Raw genomic sequence first — 25,704 nt, forward strand, 5'->3', positions numbered from 1 at the left:
GAACAGTCCCTTCCATGCGTTTCTCAGGCCTCGCCCAACCGCCTGCCCACCTGTATCACCGAGCAGTCCCCCTACGGCCGCCCCGACCGCCGCTCCCGCAAACACTCCGATCGGCCCCCCACGATACCGATCTGAGCACCAAGGGATGCTCCGTACGAAGCACCCGCGAGCGTGCCACCAATGCTACCCAAAGTTTCAGGAATAGGGGCATTATTGTTAACTAGATTGTTTACGCCAACGCCGACAGTAATGAGGTTGCCGGCAGGGCCAATTACCCTTGCGGCCCTGCCCGCTGCTGTACCGATAGTCCTTGACGCGGAAGCTTCTGCGGCTGGCACATGGGCACCTGGATTAGTACGGATCTCGGATGCTCGACCGAGCCCCTTGGAGGAACCGCTGAATCCGCCTCCAACTATGGCGCCGTCGACGTCTGGAGACGGAGTCCAAGTCTGTGACGCAGACCGGTCCGGAGCAGGGCCGGGCACTCTCGCGAGGAGATTCGGATTGCTCGGAGGTCCGTAGACCAACCCGTTTCCGGGCTCGAGCGCAGGCAGTGTGGGATCCACCAGGCCTAGCGGATTGGGGGTGGGCGTTAGGACGGGGGGAGGATCCGTCGGGACTTCAGGTTGCGTCGGCGCTTGAGGTGGTGTGGGGAAGGGATCACTGAGGTCCGGGAGCTGTTGTTGTGCTGCTTGCTGCGCTGGGGTGAATGGTCCGGCCTCGCCTGGCGATGGGATGTACATCCCTGTTGAGTCGTAACCAGCGTGGTACACGCTCGTTGAGTCGTCTTCGGGAAGATCCTTGGTGATGTTTCCGTCTGATGGCTGTTGCTCAGGTGCGGGATCGGCTCCGTTCGACTCGTCTGTGGTGTCTGCTGACCCGGCGTCCGGGGTGGAGGTGGTCGGCTGCTCGCCGACGGGCGTCTGGTCCGCCGCGTCGTCGACGAGCGAGGCTGCGTCAGTCGGCGCGTCTGCGGAGGGTGTCGGTGCGCCGCCTGTGTTGCGGCGCCGTCCTGCCATTACTCCGGTCGCCTCGGCGACGAGGTAGGCCCAGGAGGGTGCTCCGTCCTTGTTGTCGCCGTCGGGTCCGCCGGTGGTGCCGCCGTCACCGCCGGGTGCCCCGCCGCCGGGGCCCCCCGCTCCGGGTGCGCCGGCTGCGCCGGGGGCGGGGCACTGGGACTGGGTTTGGGTGACGGTGACCGTCGACTGGGACGGCTGCTGACCGGACTGCGTGGGCTGTTCAGTCTGTTGCGGCTGACCAGGGGCAGTGGTTTGCACGGGGTTCTGCTGCCCGGTCTGCTGTCCCTGTGCCGGCTGCTGCTGGCCGCCCTGGCCGGGTTGTTCGTTGCCGGGGATGTTTGGGGCCTGCTGGCCGGGGGTGCCGAACTCGGGTGTTTGGGCTTGGATGCCGGGGCCGTTGTTGCCGCCCTGAGCGGGCGAGGTCGCGATCCCGTTGTTGTCCTGCCCGCCCTGCTGACCGCCTTGCTGCCCTCCCGGCGCGTTGGTCTGCGCGGGCGGCGGCGTGAACGTGAGCGTGGGACCGTTCGGGTCCGGTCCGCAGGTGGCGGGGCCTCCGCCCGGGCACGGTGCTGCCTGCGCGACACCGCTGCCGGCGCTGGTGGCGGCGAAGCCCATCATCCCGACAGCGACGACGATCGCGGCGACGGCGGCAGCGGCACGCACCTGATGAGGCGCGGGCGCGGCGGTGACACCGGCGGCACGGAGTTTGTTCAGGCCGGTGAACAGGATCCGGCCGACGATGACCATGACGAGCCAGAAGGTCAGGAACACCACCGGCACCGGGGTGAACCGAGGCGCCTCGATCGAGAACAGGACGCCGCCGACGATCCCGGTGATACCGATGATCGTCAGAAACACGCCCTGCAGGCGCTGCTGCAACAGACGCGGTCGCTGCTCTCCCGATCCGGCCGAAGCTGGCTTGGGTCGTTGAACCGGCAGCTGCGCGGTGTCATCGGCGCTGCGGGTGTGCCGGGGCCCGCCGGCGGGGAGCGGGGTCGGCCGCGGCGGCCTGCTGAAGCCTCCACCTGCCGGGCCGCCGGCAGGAGTGGTGTTGGGGTTGTCGGGCATCGACAAGCTCCTCGAATCTGGGATCTGCACGGGTTGGATGCGACGAGTTGTCGCGTGATGCCCGGCAATCAACCACACCAGCACGGTTTGTCAACCCCCAAACTGACACTGAATCGCATAGTCGCAGCTAGACGCCACAAAAATGACCGATTTACAGACCAGGCTCTGTAAATTACAGACCTCTGAGGAAGGTTTGTAATTCGGACAAAGACGGCATTCCGGTGTCGTGACGCGTGCGAATCAACCTCCGTGTAACGTTCGTGCCGTATTCGGTGACGACAATGATCGGTTCACTAGATCGGGTTGGGTATGGAGGTTGCACGATGTCTGACGAGGGAGTGAGTCCACCGGCCGCTACCGGTGCGAGCGGGGATTCGACGGCGGAGCAGCGGGCGATGGCGATCAAGCTGATCGGCCTGTTGTTCGGCGTTGCACTGTTGATCGGCTGCGCGTTCACCGTCTCCCACCTGAACGCGTGGGGTGAGACGGTGGGGACGCCGTGGGTGTTCCTCGCCTTCGTGCTCGCGATGATGATCGCCAGCCATTTCACCGTGGCCGGCGTGACCGCGTTGTGGCAAGCCATCCGGCCACCCATGCGCTGATGACTGCGACGCCACCACCGCCACCACCGGCCGAGCCCCGAAGGGCGGCGACCGGCGGAACCGCGCAGGACTTCGGAGTGGCGCTGCGGGACCTGCTCGCCGCGGCCGGCGGGCCGACCTTGACTGCGACCGCCGCGGCAGCGAACGCCGCTGGTCGTGATCGGGTGAGCGTGCAGAAGCTCTCGAACTGGTGCTCCGGACGTCACCTGCCCGACCAGTTCGACACCATCGCACCGGTCCTGCTCTGGCTCACCGTCCGCGCCCGCGACAACGGCAAGACAGCACCGGGATCTCGGAGCCCGGTGGCGCTGCGGACGATCCGCGACTGGTACCGCCAATTCATCGCAGCACGACACTCCAGCACCACCGCGGCACCGCTCGACCTACAAGCCCGGATCGACGCCGCCGAGTACCTCCTCGCCCACCCCGACCCGGACACCGCGCTCACGATCGCCGCCACGGCAGGAACGGCGCAGGATGGCGCCTCGGCCGGAGAGGAGCTCACGACCGCGATCCTGCAACTAACCGGCATAGACCCCGCTACCAACGCCGCTGTCGCTACCGACGTGCCGACCTCGGCGCTTCCTGCCGACGCCGCTGACCTCCTGTCCGCGGCTGGCCTGACCACCACCGAGAGCGCCACATCCGAACCCTCGTCGAACGGTCTGATGCGATGGGTCGACCCGAAACTCCCAGTCCTCTGGGGCCGGGCCGCGCCGCTGATCGAGCAGTACCGCCCCGCCCTTGCCGCACGCACCGCGCTCCTCGCTGATGCCGCCCGCTGGAAAGCCGCCCCCAACCCTCAAAGTCTCTACACCTGGCAGCAACTAACCGTGTGCGGCCGCCACCTACACACCCTGCCCATCGGCGCCATCGCCGCCCCCGAGCAAGCACAGCCGTACCGGTTCGGCGGCGGCGCGACCGCCCAGCACATCCCCAGCCCGGCCCTGCCGTTCTGGAACGCCTCCCACGCCGCCGCGCAGCGGCAACTGACAGCACACCGGCTGATCATGGCCACCGTCATCGGCCTCATCGTCATCGCTGTCATCGCCGGCGGCATCGCAGGCATGCTGACCAGCTAAAATCCTGCCTTTCCCGGATGGCTGTAGCTCGTTGGGTTGTCAAACTATGTGACGTATAGTGCTATTGAGACCAATGTTAATGATGTGACATCGTTGATTGACTTCACCAGGGGAGACTTCTCGGACATGAACACCGCACGCACCCGCACGTCTGCGGCATCGAAGACACTCGTCGCGCTCTGCGCCGCCGCCGCAGCGGCCACGCTCGCCGCCGGCCCCGCTGTTGCCGCCCCGGCACCGGCACCCAAGCCGGCCCCCGCCGCGGCGGACGTGAAGCCCGCCGCGCCGGCCGCGGTGACCCCGCCGCCCGCACCGCGGATGCGGGTGCCCATCCCCGGGCAGATCCGCGACGGCGAATTCGCCGACACCAGCCGCGAACTGATCACCCGCGACGGCTGGAAAGTCACCGTCTCCAAGTTCGGGGAGAAGCTCGACTCCGTTCCACCGCTGAACCGATCGCCCCAGAGCTTCGAGGGCTTCAGCTCCGTGGGCGGCGAGGCCAAGATCGAAGCCGAACACCCCAACGACCCGAAACGCAAGCCCACCAGTCGAATCAAGTCGGCAACTCTCACAACAGGAGTCCAAGTCGGCTGCGCCGTGACCGCCGATAGCTTGACCGTTGGTGGGTCACTGTCGAACGCCACGACCGCGTCGATCACCCCGACCGTCACCGCGTCCGGCACCGTCACCGGACAAGGCCAAGGCGGCTCCAACGGCGGCTCCGGCGGCGGCAGCGTCTCCGGCACCGGAACCGGCAGCCTCTCCGGCACCCTGTCCGACACCGTCACCGAAACCGGCAACATCTCCGGCATCCTCAAACCCGGCACCACCAAAGACATCCCCTACGCCAAGAAAGCCGTCGTCGGCCCCAACGCCCAGGTCATGTCCCGCGACATCCGCATCGCCGTCGACAACTGCATCGGCGGCGTCCAAGTCCGCACCTACGCCACCGTCGCCATCAGCACCGACGCCACCGACGACACCCTCACCACCTTCGGCAAACCGATCTTCCTCACCCGCCCCGAACAGAACAGGTAAGCGGGCACTGTCCAACAAAGGTGAACCGTCCCGGATACCGGAGACTGACACAAACAGTCACCTGCACCTGATGGTGAGGGTTGCTCTCGCAGCTCAGTACGCGGCTTCCAACTCTGTAGGTGGGATGTCGCCGCAGTATTTTTAGGGTCATCGCTGAATGACGGATCACCGGTCCTCACGCTCGAACAGGACGCCGGGGTTGAGCAGTCCCGACGGGTCCCACGCGGACTTGAGGCGACGCATGAGCGCGACCTGGCCGTCGCCGCGCTGCCGGGCCAGCCAGGCGCGCTTGGCGCGGCCGATGCCGTGCTCGGCGCTGACGGTGCCACCGAAGGTCAGGACCTGCTCCAGCACAGCCGATTCCAACTCCTCCGCCAGGCCCTCTGGGATCCTGTCGCCGGCGCGGGCGAGGAGGTTCACGTGCAGGTTGCCCTCCGCCAGGTGCCCGAAGAGCACGGGCTCGACGTCCGGCGAGACAGCGGCCACCGCATCGACGATGGCCGCGCGAGCGGCCGCGAACTCCTCCAGCGGCACACCGACGTCCAGCTTCACGGGCACCCCGGCCGCGTTCACCGCCTCCGTCGTGCGGGCGCGGTAGCGCCACAACCTGACTCGATCCTCCGGTCCGGCACCGACGGCGATCCGGTCGTCGGGCAGCAGTCCGGCGACGACACCCGCCGCCTCGGGCGCACCGTCGAACTCGGCGAACACCCAGCAGCCGTCCGTCGGGAGCGGCGCGGGCGCGTCCAGATGCGCGGCGACGCGGGCGACGGCGGCACCGTCGGACCACTCGAGGGCGAGGAGACCCGGGAGGCCCCGCAGCACGGGCACGGCCGCGACGGCTTCGCTCACGGACGGAAAGGCGAGCGCGAGCACCGTGCGCTCGCCGGGGGCCGGGTCGAGGCGCCAGGTGACGTCGGTGATGACGGCGAGGGTGCCCTCGGAGCCGATGAGCTGGTCGACGAGGTCGTAGCCGGTGTTGTCCTTCGCGGGCGGGCGGCAGCGGTCGAGGACGGCACCGTCGGACAGGACGGCCCGCAGCCCGGCGATGCGGGCGCGCGCGGTGCCGTAGCGCAGCACCTCCGCTCCCCCTGCATTCGTGGCGGCCGCGCCGCCGACGGTGGCGGACTCCCCCGAGGCGAGCGACAGGCCGCAGGTCAGGCCGCGTGCGGCCGCGAAGGATTCGAGTGCGGCGAGCGTGACGCCGGCACCGGCGGTGACGACACCGTCGACCACGGAACCGATCGCGTCGAGCCCGGTCAGGGACAGCACGACCGCCCCGGCGGGCGGGACCGACCCGGCGACCAGACCCGTGTTGCCGCCCTGCGGCACCACCGGCACGCCCGCCCGGGCGCACGCGGCGAGCACGGCGGCGACGGCCTCCACGGTGCGCGGGCGCGCGACGAGCGCGGGCCCGCCCCGCCAGCGGCCGGTCCAATCGACGGCGTACCCGGCGACGGCATCCGCGTCGGAGAGCACCGAGCAGTCGGCGATCTCCCGCAGCGTCCCGTCGAGGTCCATCAGGGCTTCGGCATCGACTTCTGGTCGTCGGTGAGCGGCGGCGGCACGTCCAGGCGGCACATGCGCAGCGTGTACTCCGGCACCCGGTCGATGCGCAGCTTCATGTTCGCGAGCGAGAGCTTGAGATTGCGCTTGAACAGGTCGAAGGTGAGCGGCGCGGCATACGAGTCCTGCAGCTGCTGGATCTGCGGGCAGGTCAACGCGACTCGCGATTGGTTCACCCAGTCCGGGTCGATGAACGGCGGCAGCGCGGGACGCTTCGGGTAGGCCTTCGCCTCCGCGACGGCCCAGTCCGGGAACATCTCCTTGTCGTGCCCGATGCGGCCGTCCTCGAGCCGCGCCGTGTGCGAGGCCATCGGCCACGCGAGGCCGATCTGATCCCATACGCGCACGTCCAGCGGCAGGTTCATGCCGGTCATGCCGAGGTTGGTGAAGAAGACCGTCTGCCGCAGCGGCACATCGTCCGGCCGGGGGTACGGCAGCGGATCGATGAACCACCAGTCGTAGTCGAAGGACGGCAGGTAGACGCCGCCGCGCGGGGTGGTGCGCAGGATCTCCTGCAACGACTTCATGCGCGGGTAGTCGAGGTAGTCGTCCGCGGTGAGCGGGTGCGCGTGGCCCGTCTGCAGCGAGTAGAAGGCCCGCTCGTCGACGATGCCGGTGGTGCCGATCGCGGTGCCGTCGGGCTGGCCGCGGAAGGTCGTGGCGTGCAGGGCCCAGCCGATCACCAGCACCCACAGCACGGCGGCCACCGCGGCGCCCGCGGTGCCGGTCGCGAGGCGGGCGATGCCGCGGACCGTCGAATCCTCGGGGCGGCGCGACGGGATCCGCAGCGGGATCACCATCACCGGCAGGAGCAGCAGGAACAGGGGCGCGAGGAGCACGCGGCCCGACATGAAGTCGCCGCCCTGACGCAGCCAGTACAGCGTCTCGATGACGCCGCCGAGGAACATCACTGCCACGATCACGGCGGGGCGCTGCAGCTGGTCGCGCAGGCCCGTGATGCCGCCGCGCGGCAGGCGGAAACCGCCGGTCAGCGGGGTGCGGGCGCCGCGTGCGGGGAGCAGGATCAGCGGCATCGCGATGAGCAGTGCCAGCACCGGCAGCCACAGCGAGTAGGGCTCGACGAGGTTGAGCAGATAGGTGAAGCCCTGGCCCCACTTGGAGCCGCTGGCGTCCTTCGCGACAGCCGTGTTCGGGACCGGCAGGCCGTAGTAGCCCATCCGGAAGATCTGGTACCCGACGGGCAGCAGCCCGGCGGCGGCGGTCAGCGCGAGACGCAGCTTGAGCCCGACGGGAGCGGCGAACATGACGATCAGCACCAGGCCGCCGACGACGGCCATCTCCGGGCGCACCAACCAGGACAGGCCGGCGACGAAGGCCGTGCTGCACGTGAGGATCCAGTAGCGCGTCCGGTCGCGGCCCGGAGCGGGATCACGATCGGCCTGCGACCAGCAGATCGCCAGGTACCACAGCAGCGCCACCCAGAAGATGGTGAGCGAGACCTCGAGGCCCGAGGTCGCGAAGTCGCGCGCCGGGGGCAGCGCCATGTAGACCAGTCCGCCGGCGGGCAGGAGCAGCAGGCCGGAGCCGCGCAGCCGCGCCCAGCCGGGTCCGCCGCGGTACAGGCGCGCCGTGCCGAGCATCGCGAGCGGGATCGCGGCGACGGAAAGCACCAGCGCGACGGTGAGCACGACGTACTCGGTCTGCACGCCGCTGATCCAGGAGAAGAACCAGATCAGGTAGGTCCAGGCGGCGGAGGTGTTGACCTCCACGCGCTCGCCCGCGTTGAAGACGGGGCCGTTCCCGGCCAGCAGGTTCCGGACGGTTCGCAGCACGATCAGGCCGTCGTCGGCGATCCACCGCCGCTCCCACGCGCCGTACCCGAACAGGACCGCGCACGCCGCCACCCCGAGCCAGAAGCTGACCCGGGGTGCGGAGAAGTGCGACGAGGACGTGCCGGCGCTCTCGCCGGCCGTGGCGTCAGGCGAAGTAGACCGCGGCAACGACGGTTCCAATCCACGCGATCGCGAGCACCTGCAGCACGCGGTCACCCAGGGCGATCTCCTCCGGCTCACCGGCCTCGCCGCCGTCGACGTCGACGGCGTAGCGGAGGATGGCGATGGTGAAGGGCACCATCGACACCGAGTACCAGATGTTGTTCGGATGCGCGGTCTTGTCGAACGCCCACAGTCCGTAGCAGAGCACCACCGCGGTGGCGGCCAGCGTCCACACGAAGCGCAGGTAGGTGGTGGTGTAGTACTCCAGCGACTTGCGGATCTTCGCGCCCGTGCGCTCGGCGAGCTGCAGCTCCGCGTAGCGCTTGCCCGCGGCCATGAACAGCGAGCCGAAGGCCATCACCAGCAGGAACCACTGCGACAGGCCCTTGGGCAGCTCGGCGGCCACGCCACCGGCGACGGCGCGCAGCAGGAAGCCCGAGCTGACGATGCAGATGTCGAGCACCGCCTGGTGCTTGAGACCGAAGCAGTACCCCAGCTGGATCACGATGTACACCGCGATCACCACGGCCAACTGCCAGTTCGCGAGGAAGGAGACCGCGATGGCGCCCGCACCGAACAGCAGGGACAGCACGTAGGCCAGGTTCACCGGCACCACGCCGGCGGCGATCGGACGGTAGCGCTTGGTCGGGTGCGCGCGGTCGGCCTCGACGTCGAGGGCGTCGTTGATCAGGTAGATCGACGACGCTGCCAGGCAGAACGCGATGAACGCGATCCCGACGTTGCCGAACTTGACGAACTCCAGCTGGTCCCGGCCGGCGGCCAGCGGCGCCACCACGACGAGGACGTTCTTGACCCACTGCCGGGGCCGGATCGCCTTGATCAGTCCGGTGGCGAGGTTCGACGGTGCCTTCGGCTCGCCGTGCTCGATCGGCTCCTCGCTCATCAGCTGCTGCATCCCTTCGTCCGGTTCTTCGAGCCGCGCCGCGCCGCTCGATCGACCCACAGTCTCTCACCCTCGATCGCGGCCAGCGCGGTCGCCGCACCGATCGCGGCACCGGCGGCGACGTCCGTCGGGTAGTGCACGCCCAGCACCATGCGGGAGGTGAGCATCGGCGGGACGATCGCGGCGGGCGCCAGCACGGCACCGCCGGGGACGCCCGAGGCGCGGCCCAGGAGGATCGCTCCGGCCGTCGAGCTGGTGGCGTGCGAGGAGGGGAAGCTCAGCTTGCTGGGCGTGCCGACGCCGACGGTGATGTACGGGTGGTCCGGACGCTTGCGCCGCACGATCCGCTTGATCACGACCGACGCGGCGTGCGCGACGAACGCACCGACGCCGGCGGTGACGTACTCCGTCCGGCGCTTCGGCTGCAGCACCGCACCGAGCGCGGCGAGACCGAGCCAGCCGAGGGAGTGCTCGCCGAAGTGGCTGAGGCCGCGCGCGGCGGGCAGGACGCCGGGGCGACCGGCCAGCTGCGCCTGCACGCCCACGAGGATCATCTCCTCGGGGCTCAGGGCCTGCTCCGGGGCGTTGCTCACTTCGTCGTCTCCTTCTCGGATGCGGCGTCGATCCCGCCCGCTCGCTCCGCTCCCGGCGCCGACAGCTCGGGCTCGAAGATCTTCGACCACGCCTCGCGGCTGGTCAGATCCGTGTAGGCCGCACGGTAGCGCTGCTGCATCTCGGCGAACCGCCGATCCACCTCGCGGTGCACGGCCAGGCTCTCGCGCATCAGCGCGAACATCTTCTCCCGGTCGCGCTGGCGGTAGACCACGCCGCGGCCGTCGGCGGTGGTGACCGTGACCCCGTCGACCCGGCCCAGGCTGAACCAACGCGCCTCGAGCGGCGGGTAGTTGGCCTGCGGGACCTCGTGATTGCGCGGGTCCGCCGGGCGCAGGTTGTTGCGCACGGCCTTGGCCAGCGTGGTGACCTTGGCGATCGGATTCAGCGGGATCCTCGTGCCGAAGGCGGTGGCCTGGCCGGAGGTCCGCGGCAGCTCGGTGGCGCTGGGCAGCACCACGGCGTCCGGGTACTCCTTGCGCATCGCGGCGACCTTCGGCAGCGCGGTGGGCAGCAACTCGTACAGGCCCTCGGGGCCGCGCAGGAAGTCGCGCATCGCCTCGATCTGGATCGCGACCGTCGAGTACTCGAGGCACAGCAGGTGCTTCATGAGCGCCTTGATGGAGCTGGTCATGATGCCGCGAGGGCTGCCCTCGTGGTGGATCGCGGCGACGACGAGCCGGTTGCGCAGGTGGAAGTAGGCCTGCCAATCGATCGCGTCGTCCTTGTCGGACCAGGCCATGTGCCAGATCGCGATGCCGGGCACCGTCGCCGTGGGGTAGCCGGCGCGGGCGGCGCGCAGGCCGTAGTCCCAGTCGTCCCACTTGATGAACAGGGGCATCGGCAGGCCGATCTCCTCGGCGGCGACGCGCGGGATGAGGCACATCCACCAGCCGTTGCCGTCGACGTCGATGCGCCGATGCAGGTTCTTGCTGTAGTCCTTGTCCTTCAGCGGGTACTTCGAGAAGTCGTGGTCGTACTCGACGAAGGGCGCCGCAGTCCACATGAAGGAGTTGCGGTCGATGACCTCGCCCATGCAGTGCAGGTGGCTGCGGTCCTGCAGGTTGAGCATCTGCCCACCGACGAGCATCGGGGACTTCGCGAAGCGGGCGAAGGCCAGCGCGCGCAGGATCGAATCGGGCTCGATGGCGATGTCGTCGTCCATGTACAGCACGTACGGGCTGTCGGTCAGGCGCAGCGCCTCGTACATGATCCGGCCGTAGCCGCCGGAACCGCCGAGGTTGCCCTGCTCGAAACGGCGGTAGCGATCGCCGAGCGGCGCGATCGCGGCCTCGAAGTCCGGGTGGTCGATGACCTTCTTGTTGCCCTGGTCGGGCATGAGCACGGCGTCGATCACCTCGTCGACCAGCGGATCGCTGGTCAGCGCCGCGATCGCGGCGACGGCGTCGTCGGGCCGGTTGAAGGTGGGGATGCCGACGGTGACGCGCTTGGCCGGCAGGCCCTCCTCGCCGACGGTGGCGTACCAGCCGGCGGAGATGATCTCGGTGTCGCTGTCGGCGGTGACGTCGAACCAGATCCAGCCGCCGTCCTCGAACGGGCCGAGGTCGGTGCCGAATTCGGCGACGCCGTAGCCGGTAGCGTCGGTCTGGACCAAGCCGCCGCCCAGGGCGATGCGCGCACCGTCGACCTTGGAGCGGTAGAGGTCCACGCGGGCGGTGCCCTTGAGCTCGATCCGCAGCACCACGTCCTTCAGGACCGTCCAGCGGCGCCAGTAGGACGCCGGGAAGGCGTTGAAGTAGGTGGCGAAGCTGACCTCGGACTCACCCGCGATGTTCAGCGACGTGCGGGTGGGCGCGTGCGAGCGGCGCGAGTTGGTCTCGGCCTCCTCGATGTACAGCGAGCGCACGTCGAGCGGTTCGCCCGGGCGCGGCAGGATGACGCGCTGCAGCAGGGTCTTGGCCTGATCGGTCACGATGCGGTCTCCTCGGTGAGCGCGGCACCGGTTTCGAGATGCGGACGCAGGGTGTTGTCGAACATCGACAGCGCACTGGCGATCGCCATGTGCATGTCGAGGTACTGGTAGGTGCCGAGCCGGCCGCCGAAGAGCACCTTGCGCTCCGCCGCCTCCCGCTTGGCCAGCTCCCGGTAGGCCGCGAGCATCTCGCGGTCCGACGGGGTGTTGATCGGGTAGTAGGGCTCGTCGTCGTCGTTCGCGAAGCGGCCGTACTCGCGCATGATGACCGTCTTGTCGGTCGGGTAGTCCTTGCGCTCCGGGTGGAAGTGGCGGAACTCGTGGATGCGCGTGTACTGCACGTCGGCGTCGTTGTAGTTCATGACCGGGGTGCCCTGGAAGTCTCCCGTCGGGAGCACCTCGGTCTCGAAGTCGAGGGTGCGCCAGCCGAGGCGGCCCGCGGAGTAGTCGAAGTACCGGTCGAGCGGGCCGGTGTAGACGACGGGGGCGTCGGGGCTGGCGGCGCGGACCTCGTCGCGGACGTCGAACCAGTCGGTGTCCAGGCGCACGTCGATGAGGTCCGACGCGGCCATGTTCTCGAGCCACGCCGTGTACCCGTCGACGGGCAGGCCCTCATAGGTGTCGTTGAAGTACCGGTTGTCGAAGGTGTAGCGCACGGGCAGGCGCGTGATGTTGCCCGCGGGCAGGTTCTTCGGGTCGGTCTCCCACTGCTTGGCCGTGTAGTGCTTGATGAAGGCCTCGTACAGGGGACGGCCGATCAGCGAGATCGCCTTCTCCTCGAAGTTCTGCGCCTCCTTGGAGTCGAACTCCGCGGCCTGCTCCTGGATCAGCGCCTTCGCCTCGTCGGGCGTGAAGTAGCGGCCGAAGAACTGGCTGACCAGGCCCAGGCCCAGCGGGAACTGGTAGGCCTGGCCGTTGTGCATCGCGAAGACGCGGTGCTGGTAGCCGGTGAAGTCGGTGAACCTGTTGACGTACTCCCACACCCGCTCGTTGGACGTGTGGAACAGGTGCGCGCCGTACTTGTGGATCTCGATGCCGGTCTCGGGCTCGGCCTCCGAGTACGCGTTGCCGCCGAGGTGCGGGCGGCGCTCGACGATCAGCACCCGCTTTCCCAGCTCAGCGGCCGTGCGCTCGGCGACTGTCAGGCCGAAGAAGCCGGAGCCCACCACGATCAGGTCATAGGACTGGGGAGAAGAGGTTGCCACGGACGTTCAGGGTACCGGCCGGGCGGCGTGGATGACGCCACCCGGCCCGGCCCTGTGATCAAGCAGGAGCGTTCGGCACCGTCGGGACCGCGAGCGGGGTCGATCCCGCCGGGGTCACGGGTGCCGCCGGAGTCGACGGGGCGGCAGGCGCCGCAGGAGCGGACGGGGCTGCGGGCGCCGCCGGGGCGGACGGGGCCGCGGGAGCACCGGAGGTGGCCGACGGGGCCGCGGCAGCGGTGTCGCCCGGGGTCACGGGCACGGCCGGCACACCGGTCGGCGCCGAACCCGCCGCCGGATTGATGCCGAGCACGTCGCCCCAGCCGGGGATCAGGTTGAGCAGCGGCAGCGGCGGCAGACTCGGAGCGCCGCCCGAGGCGAAGGCGGTGGCCCAGTTGAGCAGCGTCGCAGGTGCGGAGACACCGGACGGAACGACCTGGGCGCCGTTCGCCTTCGTGTAGTAGATGGTGCCGTTCTGGTACGACTGCAGCGTCGAGCCGTCCGGGAAGGTGATCGGGTTCGCGACGGCGCGGCCCAGCGTGCCCTTCTCGCCGCCCGCGGCGGCGTACGCGGCCTCGATGGCGGCCTTCCCGGTGACGGCCTGCGTGACCGGTGCCGCGGCGGATGCGGCCGGAGGCGCGGGGATGCCGGGGATCCCCGGCGCTGCGGGCGCGGTGGGAGCCGCAGGCGCAGCCGGGGCGGCGGGCGCGACGGGCGCCGCGGGAGAACCGGCAGCGGCCACGGCGGGAGCTGCACCGGGCACCGTCGGGACGGCGGGAGCCGCGGGGGCGGCGGGTGCCGCGGGAGCAGCCGCGACGGCACCGGCAGCCGGCGCGGTGGCCGTCGCGGTGGTCGCTTCCGGGGCGGTCTGCGCTGCATTGGGCGCGGTCGGGACCGGGTTGAACGGGTCGACGGGAGCCGCGACGATCGGCCGGTCCACCACGCGTCCGGGCACCGGGGCCTGGGTCGCGGTCGACGGTGCGGAGGCCGCACCCGGGGCGCTCGGGGCGCCGGGCGCGGGCGCCGACGCCGGGGCCTGGCCGTCGATCGTGAACCAGTCGGAGCGCAGGCCCAGCTTCTTGCGGACCTCGTCGCCCTTCGCCGTGACGGTGCGGTTCGCGCCGACGATCTCGACCGCCTCGACGCGGCCGGACTGCGCCGACTGCACCTTGAGGACGCGGACCGACTTCAGCTCGCCCACGCCGAACTCCTGCGAGATCTTCGCGGCGGGGACCTTCTGGGTCCAGTTCTTGAACGGTGAGACGACGTCGCCGTCGTCCTTGACCGCGGTGAACTCGCCACCGGCGGTCCAGCCGCCCGTCGAGCTGGAGAACTCGGTCGGCACGGCGTAGCCGTTCTTCGCCATGACCAGGCCCGCGGTGCTCGCGACGGCCTTGTCGGTACGCGGGTCCTCCTTGCCGGCGCCACCGTAGACCTGGGAATCCTGGGTGTCGTTGTAGCGGTCACCGCGCTTGGAGCCCTCGGCCAGCGCGTAGGAGCGGGCGGCGATGGCCTGGGCCCGCAGGGCCTCGTAGCCGCCCTGATCGGCCCACTCGACCTTGCTCTCGACGGGGACCACACCGCGGAGGTAGTCCTCGATGTTGACCACGTTGAAGACCTTGCCGTCCTTGGCCGCGATGCCGCCGCGGTAGGTGGCGTTCGTGCCGCAGAACTTCAGGAGCTCACCCGCGGGGCGGCCCGCCTGCGCGTTGAGCGGGGCGATGACGGTGTCGTCGCCGGCGGGGATCGTCTTGATGACGGGGCCACCGCAGCCGGTCGTGATGACGGCGTTGCCGCCCTCGAGGCGGACGGCCTGGCCCGCCGCCACCGGCTGGTCGCCGATCTTCGCACCGGCCGGGGCCAGCACGTTGGCGGTCTTCTGGGTGGTCAACTGCACGCGGACGGGCAGGTTCACGTCGGCGCGGGCGAGCTGGGAGCCGCCGTAGTAGTGCGCGACGATCTGCTCGGCCTTCCAGCCGGACTTCGCGTAGCCGAACGCGCCCCACTGGCCCAGGCCGCGGCCGTGGCCGTTGCCCTGTCCGGTGAAGGTCACGTCGCTGCCGGCGGCCAGCTCCGGATCGCCGACGATGTTCGTGGTGCTGAGCAGCGCGGCGGCACCGCCCACGGCCAGGGCCGGAAGCAGTGCGAGCGCGACGGTGCGCCGTCCGCGGCGGCGACGAGGACCGCCGTCGATCCACACGGGCATGGCTTCTCCTTAGCTCGACAGGTGAGCCGTGCCCGAACGGGCAAAGCTCAACGTGAGGTCGAGACTAACACCATCTGCAACAATCGTCACGTGAGCAACAGTCGTCACATGCGTCACATGTCGAGAGGTGCGGGCGGCACCGCAGAGCGAAGGACCACATCTTTCGAACCGTTCTGCGACAAGATGGCCCGGATCCATCGCAGAACGCTTCGAAAGATGTTCATGCAGCCGCCCTCCCGCGGTCACGAAGGGCGGATCGCACTTGGCGGAGAAGGTCGTGAGCGCTTTCGGCGAGGATCTTCTTGGTGACGACGATGACTTCCCAGCCGTGATCGTGGCGCAGGGTGTTCCGCCGCGCCGCGTCGAGCGCCTGCTGATCGGGGTCGGCGTGGTCACGGCCGTCGTACTCGACGGCGACCTTGAACTCTTCGGAGCCCAGATCCAGGCGGTAGGAACCGCGGTCGATCGCGACCTGCGTCCGGAACATGGTGAGTCCGTCACGGTGCAGTAGGAGCCGGGTGACGGTCTCCGGAGGAGATTCCGCCCCACCGTCCGCCTCGGCGAGCACTGCGCGTACCCGCCGGGATCGGTGCAGGTGCGCGTGAGAATCGAGATAGTCGCCGACGTCGCGCACCGTCGTCACGGATCGTCCATCGTCGCGCACCCGGAGGCACTGGTCCGCTCCGACGACGGCATCGTCGCCGTCGGTGAATCGCGCGATGTCGACGAAAGTGCGAACGCCACTCGTCATCCTGATGCCGTGGACGACGAGCACGTCCTCGCGCGGCATCGTGCCCCCGCGGATGACCACCCCCTGGCGACGGCGAGGGTTCGGCAGCCAGATCTCGACGGGGCGATCCGCACAGTAGGCGGCGCCGTGCAGCGCGGCCGCAGTCCACCCGCAGAAGACGGCGTCGGGGTACAGCAGGAGGACGGCGTCGAGTCGGTCGCGGAAGGTCACCGGCCGATCGGCGGGTATTCGGACACCGCGGATCACCTGCTGATACTGCGCACGAACTTCGTACGGCGACAGCACCTGCACCAGTTGGCGCGTGCGGATCCCCATACCCATTGGACGCACCAGCGCGGTGAACGGATCCTCCGGCGACATCTTTTCAAGCGTTCTGCGACGACATGGCCCGGATCCGTCGCAGAACGCTTGAAAAGATGTGCCGGAGCTAGAACCAGCGCTCCAGCACCCGGGCGACACCGTCGTCCAGGTTGGTGGCGGTCACCACGTTCGCGGCGCCGCGGGCGAGCGGGTGGGCGTTGCCCATGGCCACGCCCATGCTGGCCCAGCGGAGCATCTCGGCGTCATTGGGCATGTCGCCGAAGGCGGCGGTGCGGACGTCGTCGGTCAGCCCCAGGTGCTCGATCGCCAGCCGTATCCCCGTGGCCTTGGTGACGCCGGGGACGTGGAACTCGATGAGCCCGTTGTTCGTGGCGTAGGTGACATCGGCCAGGCCGTTCAGGTGCGGCGCGATGCGGGCGTGCATCTCGTCGGAGGTCATCCCCGGCTGCCGGACCAGCAGTTTCACCGCCGGATGCGCGAGCACCTCGGCGTCGGCGGCGGTCACGGTGTCGGGCTCGAGCCAGGCGTGCTGGTACCCGGTGGATGCGGCGAACCGCGGCGTCGCGGAGTCGTGCTCACCCTGTGCTACCCGCTCCGCGGCGAAGCCCGCGCCGGGCAGGTACCGGCGGACGAGTTCGGCGACGGTCCCCAGCAGCTCCGGCGACATCAGCGCCGCCGAGACCACCCGGCCCGACCCGGTGTCGTAGAGCACCGCACCGTTCGCGCACACCGCGAGCGGCGCGAAGTCCAGCTGCGCGGCGATCGGGTCGACGGCGCGCGGCGGGCGCCCCGTGGCGAGCACGAAGTGTCCGCCGGCAGCGCGCACCGCGTTCACGGCGACGTGGGTGCGCAGCGTGAGCCGCTCGTGATCGTCGACGAGCGTGCCGTCGACGTCGCTCGCGACGAGCAGCGGCGCCGACCCGAGCTCGTCGAGGCCCGGGGCGCCGTCAGGCACCGTCGGCCTGCCGGTCCTCCCGGGCGCGACGACGCTCGTCGAGATCGGCCGCGTCCATTGCGTCGGCCTCCTCCAGCGTGGGCGCGCTGCCGCCGAGGCGCGCGGGCACCCAGGGCTCGCCCTGCGGGTGCGGGCCGTACAGATCCTGCAGCTGCAGCAGCATGGCCTGCATCGACTCCTTGAGCCGCGCGGTCAGCTCGTCGGGCGGCCCGACGGGGTCGAGCGGATCGCACACGCCGATGAGGATGCGGAACTTGTTCCGGCCGAGCTTCTTGGGCAGGCCCTTGGTCCAGATCTGCTGGGCGCCCCACACCACGACGGGGACGATCGGCACGTTCGCCTCGATGGCCATGCGCGCGGCGCCGGACTTGAAGCCCTTGAGCTCGAAGCTGCGGCTGTGCGTGGCCTCGGGGTAGACACCCACGAGCTCGCCGGCCTTGAGCGCATCGACGGCCGCCTGGTACGCCGACGCGCCCGCCTCACGGTCGACGGGGATGTGCTTGAGCGCACGCATGATGGGCCCCGACTTGGAGTTGTCGAAGACCTCCTTCTTCGCCATGAAACGCACCTTGCGGCGACCGGCCGCGTACGCGGGCTTCCCGGCGAAGGGGAAGTCCAGGTAGCCGGTGTGGTTGATGGCGACCACAGCCCCGCCCGAACGGGGGAACTTATGGAAGTCCACCTCGGTGAACTTGATGCCTTGGAAGGCCCACATACCGCGGGCAACTTCGAGAATCGTTCCGTAGACGGGTTCCACACCGCCAGCGTAGCCGCGGACCCGAGTCCGCGGTGTGTCAGCCGGGCGCTCGGGCGCCCATTAGGCTGTAGCGGTAACGAACACAGGCGAAAGGCTCCACTGTGCAGGTCACCAGCGTCGGGCACGCGGGTTTCCACGTCTCCACCGCCGCAGGCACCATCCTGTGTGATCCGTGGGTGAACCCCGCGTACTTCGCGTCGTGGTTCCCCTTCCCGGACAACACGCAGCTGGACTGGAAGGCGCTCGGCGACGTCGACTACCTCTACGTCTCCCACCTGCACCGGGACCACTTCGACGCGCGCAACCTCGCGGAGAACGTCAGCAAGGACGCCACCGTCCTGCTGCCCGACTACCCCGTGCCGGACCTGCGGCGCGAGCTGGAGAAGCTGGGCTTCACGAAGTTCTTCGAGACGCAGGACTCGGTGAAGCACACGATCAGCGGCCCCAAGGGCGACCTGGACGTGATGATCATCGCGCTGCGCGCCCCCGCCGACGGCCCCATCGGCGACTCGGGCCTCGTCGTCTCCGACGGTGAGACGGTGCTGTTCAACATGAACGACGCCCGCCCCGTCGACATGGAGGTGCTCGACGAGTTCGGCGGCGTCGACGTGCACCTGCTGCAGTACTCGGGCGCCATCTGGTACCCGATGGTCTACGACATGCCGAAGGGCTCCAAGCGCCGCTTCGCCGAGCAGAAGCGCCAGCGCGGCATGGACCGCGCCCGCAGCTACGTCGACCAGGTGGCCGGCACCTGGGTCGTGCCGTCGGCGGGCCCGCCCGCCTTCCTCGACCCCGAGCTGCGCTACCTCAACGACGAGAGCCGGGTGGACCGCGAGACGATCGGCGGCGACCCGTCGAACATCTTCCCGGACCAGATCACCTTCCTCGAGGAGATGCGCAAGAACGGCAACGACGGGGGCCTGCTGATGATCCCCGGCACCGTCGGCGAGTTCCGCGGCAAGGAGCTCGTCTCGCTCACGCACCCGGTCCCCGAGGCCGAGGTGATGGACATCTTCGAGAACAAGACGGCCTACCTGGACGCCTTCGCGGAGCGGCAGGCCCCGGTCCTGGAGGCCGAGAAGGCCACCTGGGCCAAGGACGACGGTGCGCCGCTCCTCCCCGCCCTCAAGGCCAAGTTCGAGCCGATCATGCAGGCGTCCGCGCTGATCAGCGATGGTATCGGCTATCCGGTCGGGCTGGAGATGGCCTCGGCCGACGGCTCCGTGGAGACCGTGGTGCTCGACTTCCCGCAGCGCATCGTGCGCGCGCCGCAGGAGGGCGACGGCAAGTACCGGTACGGCTTCCGCATCGCCGCCGAGCTGGTGCGCACCGTGCTGCGCGACGACGAGCCGGACTGGGTGAACACGATCTTCCTGTCGACGCGCTTCACCACGTGGCGCATCGGCGGGTACAACGAGTTCCTCTACACCTTCTTCAAGTGCCTCACGGACGAGCGGATCGCCTACGCCGACGGCTGGTTCTCCGAGGCGCACGACGACACCGCATCCACCGAGCTGGACGGCTGGGAGGTGCAGCGCCGCTGCCCGCACCTCAAGGCGGACCTGTCGAAGTTCGGCGTGGTCGACGGCGGCAAGCTCACCTGCAACCTGCACGGCTGGCAGTGGGATCTCGAGTCGGGCCGCTGCCTGACGTCGAGCGGCCACGAGCTGCGAGCGAAGAAGCTGTCGTGAGCGGGCCACGGCGTCCGCGCAACAACCGGCAGCGCGTCGAGGACTACTACGGCGTGCACGACACGGGCATGGGTTCGCGTCCGGCGCCCGCCGCACCGCCCGCTCCCCCGACGGTGCCCCCGGCCGGTGCGCCGCAGGGCCCGCCTCCGGGGCAGGCTCCGCAGGGAGCGGCGCCGCAGGCTCCGCGCCGGCCGCGGGTGATCCCGCCGCCCGAGGTGCAGGTCGCGGCGAAGGAGGCCGCCCGGGCCGCTGCCGGCGCGCCGCCGGCCGCCCCGGGCACTCCGGGCCCGGGATCGTCGGACCCGCTGGCCGGCCTCGCGGCACCGTCGTTCCCGCAGCCCGGCAGCCCCGCACCCGACGCGCCGCGGACCAAGCCCGATCCCCTGACCGACCCGCTGACCTCGGAGACCTTCCAGGGGGTGCAGCCCGCGTCGGACACGTTCGAGGCGGGTGTGGTCGGCGGGTTCGGCTACAGCGCGTCGACGGGGCCGCAGACCGCGTCGAACACGTCCGCCACCGCCTTCGACGGCGGCGTCGACCAGTTCGCGCCGCCGCGCTTCGAGCCGCGCGCCGAGGGCCGCACGGAGGACCTGTGGTCCGATGCCGCACCGCAGTCGGCGCATGCGGACGGTGAGACGCTGGAGGCGACGTTCGCGGAGCATCACGAGCCGGCGACCGAGACGCTGGACGAGCCCGACGAGTCGTACATCGATGTCGAGGTGGTGGACGTCGAGGCGCACGCGGCCCCGACGGCCGAGACGGCAGCGCCCGAGCCGGCGACCGACGTGCCCTTCGACGTGCCGGCCGACGAGCCCATCGAGGTCCCGGCGCAGCAGTCCGCCGACGAGATCCTGGCGGAGCACGCCGAGGAGGACGGCGAGGATAACGGCGAGGCCCGGGACGTCGCCGCCGAGAACGCTGAAGCGACCGCGGAGACGACCGCGGCGGTCGCCGCCGACGCACCGTCGGCCGGGGATCTCGCCACCGAGACCGCCCCGGAGACCGCCACCGCGGCATCCGTCGCCGACGCGCCCGTCTCGGAAGCACCCACCGAGCAGGCCGCGCCGACCCTGCCGGAGCCTCTCGCCATCGACCCGTTCCCGTACACGCAGATCGATGAGACCTACGTCGACGCGGAGACGTTGCAGAATCTCCAGAACGCGCAGTCTCCGCACGAAGGGAAGGAACCCGGCGACATGACCGAATTCAACGAGTCCCTGAACGAAGCCATGAACATCGACGGTGCGCTGGGCGTCGCGCTCGTCGACGCGCAGAGCGGCATGGCGCTCGCGACGGCCGGCGATCCCGCCGACTTCAACCTCGAGATCGCGGCGGCAGGGAATTCGGCGCTGGTGCAGGCCATGGGCCGCACCCTCGGCGATCTGGACCTCGACGATCACATCGAGGACATCCTGATCACCCTGGGCTCGCAGTACCAGATCGTGCGCCCGATCAATCAGGGTTCCGACGATCTGTTCCTCTACCTGGTCCTCGACCGTTCGCGTGCCAACCTCGCGATGGCCCGCTTCCGCCTCACCAAGCTCGCGGAGCAGATCGAGGTCTGATCAGGCTGCTCGGGCACCCTCGTCGAGTCGCGTGCGGCCGAGGGGGTCGAGCCCCAGGGCGAGGCGGGCGCGCAGGTCGACGAGGTGGCCGCGGTAGAGCAGGCTCGCGGGGTAGAAGCGGTCGGCCACGCGCACCACACGCATGAGGAGTTCGAGGCGGCGCTGCTCGGCGTCCGACCAGGTCCAGCCCATCGCCTCGCGGATGCGCGGATGGACCGTGCCGCGGGTGAAGAACCGGAACGGTCGGCCCAGCAGCCCGGCGAGGACCACGCCGACGGGCCCCATCGGCTCCTTGATGAAGTCGAGCGTCGCGAGGTCCTCGAGGTAGTCACGCACGGGCTGCGCGATCGCGACGTCGTCGAGCGAGGACTCCCAGTACGCGGTGAACTCGGCCCAGGTGGCCGGCCACTCCTCGGCGGTCAGGTTCACGCCGGTGGCCAGCGTGACGGCGTCGGCGGTCAGGCGGTCGAGGGTCGGCTCGTCCAGCGCCCCGTAGAGCAGCTGGTACTGGTCGATGTAGTAGTAGAACAGGCACGCGGCCACCCAGAGCTGCAGCTTGCGGGCGTTGCCGCTGTACCGGACCGGGCTCTTCTCGGTGGAGTGGACGTGCGCGTGCACCGCCGCGATCGCCCGACGGTACGCCGACCGGTCCCGCTCGGAGCCGTACAGCGCGACGGCGAGGTACTGCGTCGTCGTCCGCGCCCGCTTGAACGGCCGGTCGACGACCCTTCCCGAGGCCACCCGGCTCTCCTGCACGCCGTGCCCGACGCCGGGGATCGCCAGCTGCATCACCACGTTGGCAGCGTTGTTCGACAGTCCGGCCAGGGTCACGAGATCGTCCAGGGTCTCCGGCGTCCGCCGCCGCATGCGATAGAAATCAGTCATGAACCTATCGTGAACCACGTCACACGCGATCGCAAGAGTTTGTGAACATTCATTCACATCAAGCTGCCGTCGGTGCCGCCGATGTGCGGCCATTCCTACGGCCGGAGCACATCCGTGCCGATGAACGGCTGCAGCGCTGCGGGGACGCGCACGGATCCGTCGGGCTGCTGGTGGTTCTCCCAGATCGCGACGAGCCAGCGCGTGGTGGCCAGGGTGCCGTTGAGGGTCGCGGCGATCTGCGGCCGGCCGTCCTCGTCGCGGTAGCGGATACCGAGCCGCCGCGCCTGGAAGGTGGTGCAGTTCGAGGTCGACGTGAGTTCGCGGTAGCGGCCCTGCGACGGCACCCAGGCCTCACTGTCGAACTTGCGCGCCGCCGACGAACCGAGGTCGCCCGCCGCGACGTCGATCACCCGGTAGGGCACCTCGACGGCCGCGAGCATCTCCTTCTCCCAGTTCAGGAGGCGCTGGTGCTCGGCCTCCGCGTCCTCCGGCTTGCAGTAGACGAACATCTCGATCTTGTCGAACTGGTGCACGCGGATGATGCCGCGGGTGTCCTTGCCGTACGAGCCGGCCTCGCGCCGGAAGCAGCTCGACTGCGCGGCGTAGCGGACGGGACCGTTCGACAGGTCGAGGATCTCGTCCATGTGGTAGCCGGCCAGGGGCACCTCCGAGGTGCCCACGAGGTACAGGTCGTCGGCCTCGAGGCGGTAGATCTCGTCGGCGTGCGCGCCGAGGAAGCCGGTGCCCGCCATGACCTCGGGCTTGACCAGCACGGGCGGGATCATCAGTGTGAAGCCGTTCGCCACGGCCTTCTGCACGGCGAGCTGCAGCAGAGCCATCTGGAACAGCGCGCCGTGGCCCTTCATGAAGTAGAACCGCGAGCCCGATACCTTCGCACCACGCTCCATGTCGAGCAGGCCGAGCCCCTCGGCGAGCTCCAGGTGGTCCTTGGGGTTCTCGATCTCCGGGATCTCGCCCACGTGCTCGAGGACGACGAAGTCGTCCTCGCCGCCGGCCGGCACACCGTCGATGATGACATTGCCGATCTTGCGCGCCACCTCGTCGAAGACCTCGTCGGCGCGGGCCTGGGCGGCCTCGGCCTCCTTGACCTTCGCGGCCAGCTCGGCGGCCGCGGCCACCAGGGCCTTGCGGTCCTCGGGCGCCGCCTTGCCGATCGACTTCGACGATGCCTTGTGCTCGGCCCGCAGGGTGTCGGCCGCCAGGACCGCAGCCCGACGGTCCGCGTCCGCGGACAGCAGGGCGTCGACCAGCGCCGGGTCCTCTCCACGGGAGCGCTGCGAGGCGCGCACACGGTCGGGGTTCTCGCGTACCAGCTTGACGTCGATCACCCGACCAGCCTATTACGGCACCGTCGCGCCACCCCAATCGATATCCGCGCGCCCGTCGCAGCCCGGGCCAGGCATGATGGGAGGTGATGGCCGATGACACCGATACCCAGCCCGCGCCCGCCGAGAAGACCGGCCGCGCCGGAGCCCTGCCCGTGCGCGTCGTTCTGGCCGCGGTGATCGTGGGTGCGCTCGCGATCGGCGCGGGCCTGTACTTCACCGGCGCCTTCGAGCCCAAGAACGAGGAGAAGGCGCCCCGGCTCGCGGCCGCGGGCACCACGCTCGCCCGCTCCAAGCCCGGAACCTGCCTGACCTGGGACAAGGACCCCACGGTCATGGCCCCCGTCGACTGCCTCCAGCCGCACAAGTTCGAGGTGGCCGGCGAGCCGGCGCGCACCCTGCCGGAGAACGCGCCCTATCCCTCCCAATCGGTGATCGAGGCGCAGCGCGATCAGCTCTGCCCGCCGGTCGTCACGGAGTACCTCGGTACCCGGCTCGATCCGAAGGGCCGGTTCCAGATGGGTCTGCTCGCGCCCGGCGAGAAGGCCTGGGAGTCCGGCGATCGGACGATGCGCTGCGGCATCCAGGTGTCCGACGGGGCCGGCGAGCCGCAGGAGGTCCAGGGCAGGGTCGTGAACCAGGACAAGTCGCTGACCTGGCCGCCGGGCACCTGCATCGGCCTCGACAACCGCGGGCAGTTCACCGGCCCCGTCGGCTGCGCGCAGCCGCACGGCATCGAGGTGACCGCCGTGATCGACATGCGCCAGGCCTTCCCCGACGCCTCGTGGCCCACCGAGCGGCAGCAGAAGGACTACCTGGAGCGGATCTGCCCGTCGCGGACGACGGGGTGGTTCGGCTCGCAGGACGGATTCCGCAAGTCCGGTCTGCAACTGGCGTGGAACACGCTCTCGCAGCCGTCCTGGACCGCGGGCTCGCGATCGGTGATCTGCTTCCTCGCCTCGTCGAAGGACGGGCGGACGTTCACCCCGATCACCGGCTCCGCGAAGTCCCCCGACCTGCTCATCGACGGCAAGAAGCCCGTCATGCCGACCCTGCCCGGCGCGCCCGCCCCGGCTCCCACTCCCGGCCGGTAAGCCGTGCACGTCTCCCGGCGCGCCTTCCAGGAGTGGGTGTCCGACGCCCTCGACGACGTCCCGCCCGAGCTCGCCAAGGCCATGGACAACGTGGTCGTGCTGGTGCGCGACCGCAACGAGGAGGAGCCCACGCTGCTCGGCCTCTACGAGGGCATCGCGCTCACCGAGCGGGACTGGAACTACGTGGGCACCCTGCCCGACACCATCACCATCTACCGCGAGGCGCTGATGGACATCTGCGACACCGAGGAGCAGCTGCGTCACGAGATCCGCGTGACCGTGCTGCACGAGATCGGCCATCACTTCGGAATAGACGACCACCGACTCCACGACCTGGGCTGGGCCTGACCGGACGGGTTCCAACCTCCGGAACCGCCGCCACCGACTCCACGACCCGGTCTGGGCCTGAACACTTTTCGATAGGAGCACCATGCCGACTCCGCACAACTCCGCCGCCCCCGGTGACTACGCGCCCGCCGTCCTCATGCCGGGCGACCCGCGGCGCGCCCGCCGCATCGCGGAGACGCTGTTCGACGATGCCCGTCTGGTCAACGAGGTGCGCGGCATGGAGGCCTACACCGGCACCGTCGGTGGGCGGGCGATCTCGGTCATGGGCTCCGGCATGGGCCTGCCCACCATGACCATCTACGCGACGGAGCTGTTCCGCGAGTACGGCGTGCGGCGGATCATCCGGGTGGGCACGTCGGGCGGGTACCAGGACGACATGGCCCTCGGCGACGTGATCATCGCGACCGCCGCGCACACCGATTCCGCGATCAACGACCCGCGCATCCCCGGCGTGCGGTTCGCGCCGGCGGCGTCCTACCCCCTGCTCCGCGCCGCGGCGGACGCCGCCGAGCGGGCGGGCACACCGGCCCGGATCGGGTCCGTGTACTCCTCGGACCACTTCTACCTGGCCCGCCCGGGCCTGCACGAGGGCCTGCGCGATCACGGCGTCCTCGGGGTCGACATGGAGACCGCCGCCCTCTACGCCGTCGCCGCAGCGGAGGGGCGCGAGGCACTCACCGTCCTGACGGTGACCGATCACATGTTCCGGGAGGAGGCGATGCCGCCCGAGGACCGGGAGAACGGTTTCGCCGCCGCGGCCGCCATCGCGATCGAGGCCGCCTTCAGCTGACCACTACCCCATCG

General features: G+C 70.0%; 21 protein-coding genes. 8 read left to right on the top strand and 13 right to left on the bottom strand.

The window, feature by feature from the left end; translation table 11 throughout:
* Nucleotides 1-71: 71 nt before the first annotated feature.
* Entirely contained in the window at nt 72-2,087 is a 2,016-nt protein-coding gene (locus FK268_RS24330) for a hypothetical protein (protein ID WP_158636186.1), read from the bottom strand.
* A 395-nt stretch (nt 2,088-2,482) separates the two neighbouring features.
* Here FK268_RS24330 and FK268_RS21725 point away from each other — a divergent pair, with 395 nt between their 5' ends.
* The 3 genes from FK268_RS21725 to FK268_RS21735 all read left to right on the top strand — a co-directional run bounded on the left by FK268_RS21725 (nt 2,483) and on the right by FK268_RS21735 (nt 4,809).
* Nucleotides 2,483-2,689 (top strand): hypothetical protein, encoded by a 207-nt coding sequence (locus FK268_RS21725; RefSeq protein ID WP_146437546.1) that lies wholly within the window; start codon nt 2,483-2,485, stop codon nt 2,687-2,689.
* A 77-nt stretch (nt 2,690-2,766) separates the two neighbouring features.
* Nucleotides 2,767-3,771: a hypothetical protein gene (locus tag FK268_RS21730; RefSeq protein WP_146437547.1), complete on the top strand. Its 1,005-nt coding sequence runs from the start codon at nt 2,767-2,769 to the stop codon at nt 3,769-3,771.
* A gap of 126 nt (nt 3,772-3,897) precedes the next feature.
* Nucleotides 3,898-4,809, top strand: coding sequence for an MspA family porin (locus FK268_RS21735; protein ID WP_146437548.1), 912 nt, complete (start codon nt 3,898-3,900; stop codon nt 4,807-4,809).
* A gap of 165 nt (nt 4,810-4,974) precedes the next feature.
* On the opposite strand, the gene FK268_RS21740 is transcribed toward FK268_RS21735, so the two are convergent.
* The 10 genes from FK268_RS21740 to FK268_RS21785 all read right to left on the bottom strand — a co-directional run bounded on the left by FK268_RS21740 (nt 4,975) and on the right by FK268_RS21785 (nt 17,971).
* Nucleotides 4,975-6,330 (bottom strand): FAD-binding oxidoreductase, encoded by a 1,356-nt coding sequence (locus FK268_RS21740; RefSeq protein WP_146437549.1) that lies wholly within the window; start codon nt 6,328-6,330, stop codon nt 4,975-4,977.
* Nucleotides 6,330-8,336, bottom strand: a complete 2,007-nt coding sequence (locus tag FK268_RS21745) for an arabinofuranosyltransferase AftB family protein (protein WP_146437550.1) — start codon at nt 8,334-8,336, stop codon at nt 6,330-6,332. The genes FK268_RS21740 and FK268_RS21745 overlap by 1 nt, the downstream gene beginning before the upstream one ends.
* Nucleotides 8,314-9,234: a decaprenyl-phosphate phosphoribosyltransferase gene (locus tag FK268_RS21750; RefSeq protein ID WP_146437599.1), complete on the bottom strand. Its 921-nt coding sequence runs from the start codon at nt 9,232-9,234 to the stop codon at nt 8,314-8,316. The genes FK268_RS21745 and FK268_RS21750 overlap by 23 nt, the downstream gene beginning before the upstream one ends.
* Entirely contained in the window at nt 9,234-9,788 is a 555-nt protein-coding gene (locus tag FK268_RS21755; protein WP_146437600.1) for a phosphatase PAP2 family protein, read from the bottom strand. Before FK268_RS21755 ends, FK268_RS21750 begins: the two co-directional genes overlap by 1 nt.
* Before the next feature lie 35 nt (nt 9,789-9,823).
* Nucleotides 9,824-11,779, bottom strand: a complete 1,956-nt coding sequence (locus tag FK268_RS21760; RefSeq protein ID WP_166443518.1) for a glycosyltransferase — start codon at nt 11,777-11,779, stop codon at nt 9,824-9,826.
* Entirely contained in the window at nt 11,776-12,984 is a 1,209-nt protein-coding gene (gene glf, locus FK268_RS21765; RefSeq protein ID WP_146437551.1) for a UDP-galactopyranose mutase, read from the bottom strand. The genes FK268_RS21760 and glf overlap by 4 nt, the downstream gene beginning before the upstream one ends.
* A gap of 58 nt (nt 12,985-13,042) precedes the next feature.
* Nucleotides 13,043-15,187 (bottom strand): SpoIID/LytB domain-containing protein, encoded by a 2,145-nt coding sequence (locus FK268_RS21770; RefSeq protein WP_146437552.1) that lies wholly within the window; start codon nt 15,185-15,187, stop codon nt 13,043-13,045.
* A 220-nt stretch (nt 15,188-15,407) separates the two neighbouring features.
* Nucleotides 15,408-16,298, bottom strand: coding sequence for a type IV toxin-antitoxin system AbiEi family antitoxin (locus tag FK268_RS21775; RefSeq protein ID WP_146437553.1), 891 nt, complete (start codon nt 16,296-16,298; stop codon nt 15,408-15,410).
* Between the two features lie 67 nt (nt 16,299-16,365).
* Nucleotides 16,366-17,214, bottom strand: coding sequence for an HAD family hydrolase (locus FK268_RS21780; protein WP_146437554.1), 849 nt, complete (start codon nt 17,212-17,214; stop codon nt 16,366-16,368).
* A complete protein-coding gene (locus FK268_RS21785) occupies nt 17,207-17,971 on the bottom strand; it encodes a lysophospholipid acyltransferase family protein (protein ID WP_146437555.1) in 765 nt (254 codons plus the stop codon). Before FK268_RS21785 ends, FK268_RS21780 begins: the two co-directional genes overlap by 8 nt.
* Nucleotides 17,972-18,072: 101 nt before the next feature.
* On the opposite strand from FK268_RS21785, the gene FK268_RS21790 reads away from it, so the two are divergent.
* Both FK268_RS21790 and FK268_RS25135 read left to right on the top strand, forming a co-directional pair.
* Entirely contained in the window at nt 18,073-19,662 is a 1,590-nt protein-coding gene (locus FK268_RS21790; protein ID WP_146437556.1) for a Rieske 2Fe-2S domain-containing protein, read from the top strand.
* Nucleotides 19,659-21,227 carry a roadblock/LC7 domain-containing protein gene (locus FK268_RS25135; protein WP_231707212.1) on the top strand — a complete coding sequence of 523 codons (1,569 nt, stop codon included), beginning with the start codon at nt 19,659-19,661 and terminating at the stop codon, nt 21,225-21,227. The genes FK268_RS21790 and FK268_RS25135 overlap by 4 nt, the downstream gene beginning before the upstream one ends.
* On the opposite strand, the gene FK268_RS21800 is transcribed toward FK268_RS25135, so the two are convergent.
* Complete coding sequence (locus FK268_RS21800) at nt 21,228-22,112, bottom strand: oxygenase MpaB family protein (protein ID WP_146437557.1); 885 nt, start codon at nt 22,110-22,112, stop codon at nt 21,228-21,230.
* Between the two features lie 95 nt (nt 22,113-22,207).
* Entirely contained in the window at nt 22,208-23,461 is a 1,254-nt protein-coding gene (gene serS / locus FK268_RS21805; protein ID WP_146437558.1) for a serine--tRNA ligase, read from the bottom strand.
* Nucleotides 23,462-23,547: 86 nt separating this feature from the next.
* On the opposite strand from serS, the gene FK268_RS21810 reads away from it, so the two are divergent.
* From FK268_RS21810 to deoD, 3 genes are all read left to right on the top strand, one after another.
* Entirely contained in the window at nt 23,548-24,552 is a 1,005-nt protein-coding gene (locus tag FK268_RS21810) for a septum formation family protein (RefSeq protein WP_146437559.1), read from the top strand.
* A 3-nt stretch (nt 24,553-24,555) separates the two neighbouring features.
* Nucleotides 24,556-24,900: a metallopeptidase family protein gene (locus FK268_RS21815; RefSeq protein WP_146437560.1), complete on the top strand. Its 345-nt coding sequence runs from the start codon at nt 24,556-24,558 to the stop codon at nt 24,898-24,900.
* 82 nt (nt 24,901-24,982) lie between these two features.
* A complete protein-coding gene (deoD, locus tag FK268_RS21820; protein WP_146437561.1) occupies nt 24,983-25,690 on the top strand; it encodes a purine-nucleoside phosphorylase in 708 nt (235 codons plus the stop codon).
* Nucleotides 25,691-25,704: the final 14 nt, after the last annotated feature.

The organism is Tsukamurella sputi (assembly GCF_007858445.1).
Classification (GTDB): Bacteria; Actinomycetota; Actinomycetes; order Mycobacteriales; family Mycobacteriaceae; genus Tsukamurella; species Tsukamurella sputi.

Excerpts from the sequence above, each read along its gene's own strand:
- FK268_RS21770 (WP_146437552.1), bottom strand. The coding sequence starts at position 15,187 with ATGCCCGTGTGGATCGACGGCGGTCCTCGTCGCCGCCGCGGACGGCGC.
- FK268_RS21800 (WP_146437557.1), bottom strand. The coding sequence starts at position 22,112 with ATGACTGATTTCTATCGCATGCGGCGGCGGACGCCGGAGACCCTGGAC.
- FK268_RS21810 (WP_146437559.1), top strand. The coding sequence starts at position 23,548 with ATGGCCGATGACACCGATACCCAGCCCGCGCCCGCCGAGAAGACCGGC.
- FK268_RS21725 (WP_146437546.1), top strand. The coding sequence starts at position 2,483 with ATGGCGATCAAGCTGATCGGCCTGTTGTTCGGCGTTGCACTGTTGATC.
- FK268_RS21755 (WP_146437600.1), bottom strand. The coding sequence starts at position 9,788 with ATGATCCTCGTGGGCGTGCAGGCGCAGCTGGCCGGTCGCCCCGGCGTC.
- FK268_RS21750 (WP_146437599.1), bottom strand. The coding sequence starts at position 9,234 with ATGAGCGAGGAGCCGATCGAGCACGGCGAGCCGAAGGCACCGTCGAAC.
- FK268_RS24330 (WP_158636186.1), bottom strand. The coding sequence starts at position 2,087 with ATGCCCGACAACCCCAACACCACTCCTGCCGGCGGCCCGGCAGGTGGA.
- FK268_RS21735 (WP_146437548.1), top strand. The coding sequence starts at position 3,898 with ATGAACACCGCACGCACCCGCACGTCTGCGGCATCGAAGACACTCGTC.
- FK268_RS21740 (WP_146437549.1), bottom strand. The coding sequence starts at position 6,330 with ATGGACCTCGACGGGACGCTGCGGGAGATCGCCGACTGCTCGGTGCTC.
- FK268_RS21775 (WP_146437553.1), bottom strand. The coding sequence starts at position 16,298 with ATGTCGCCGGAGGATCCGTTCACCGCGCTGGTGCGTCCAATGGGTATG.
- deoD (WP_146437561.1), top strand. The coding sequence starts at position 24,983 with ATGCCGACTCCGCACAACTCCGCCGCCCCCGGTGACTACGCGCCCGCC.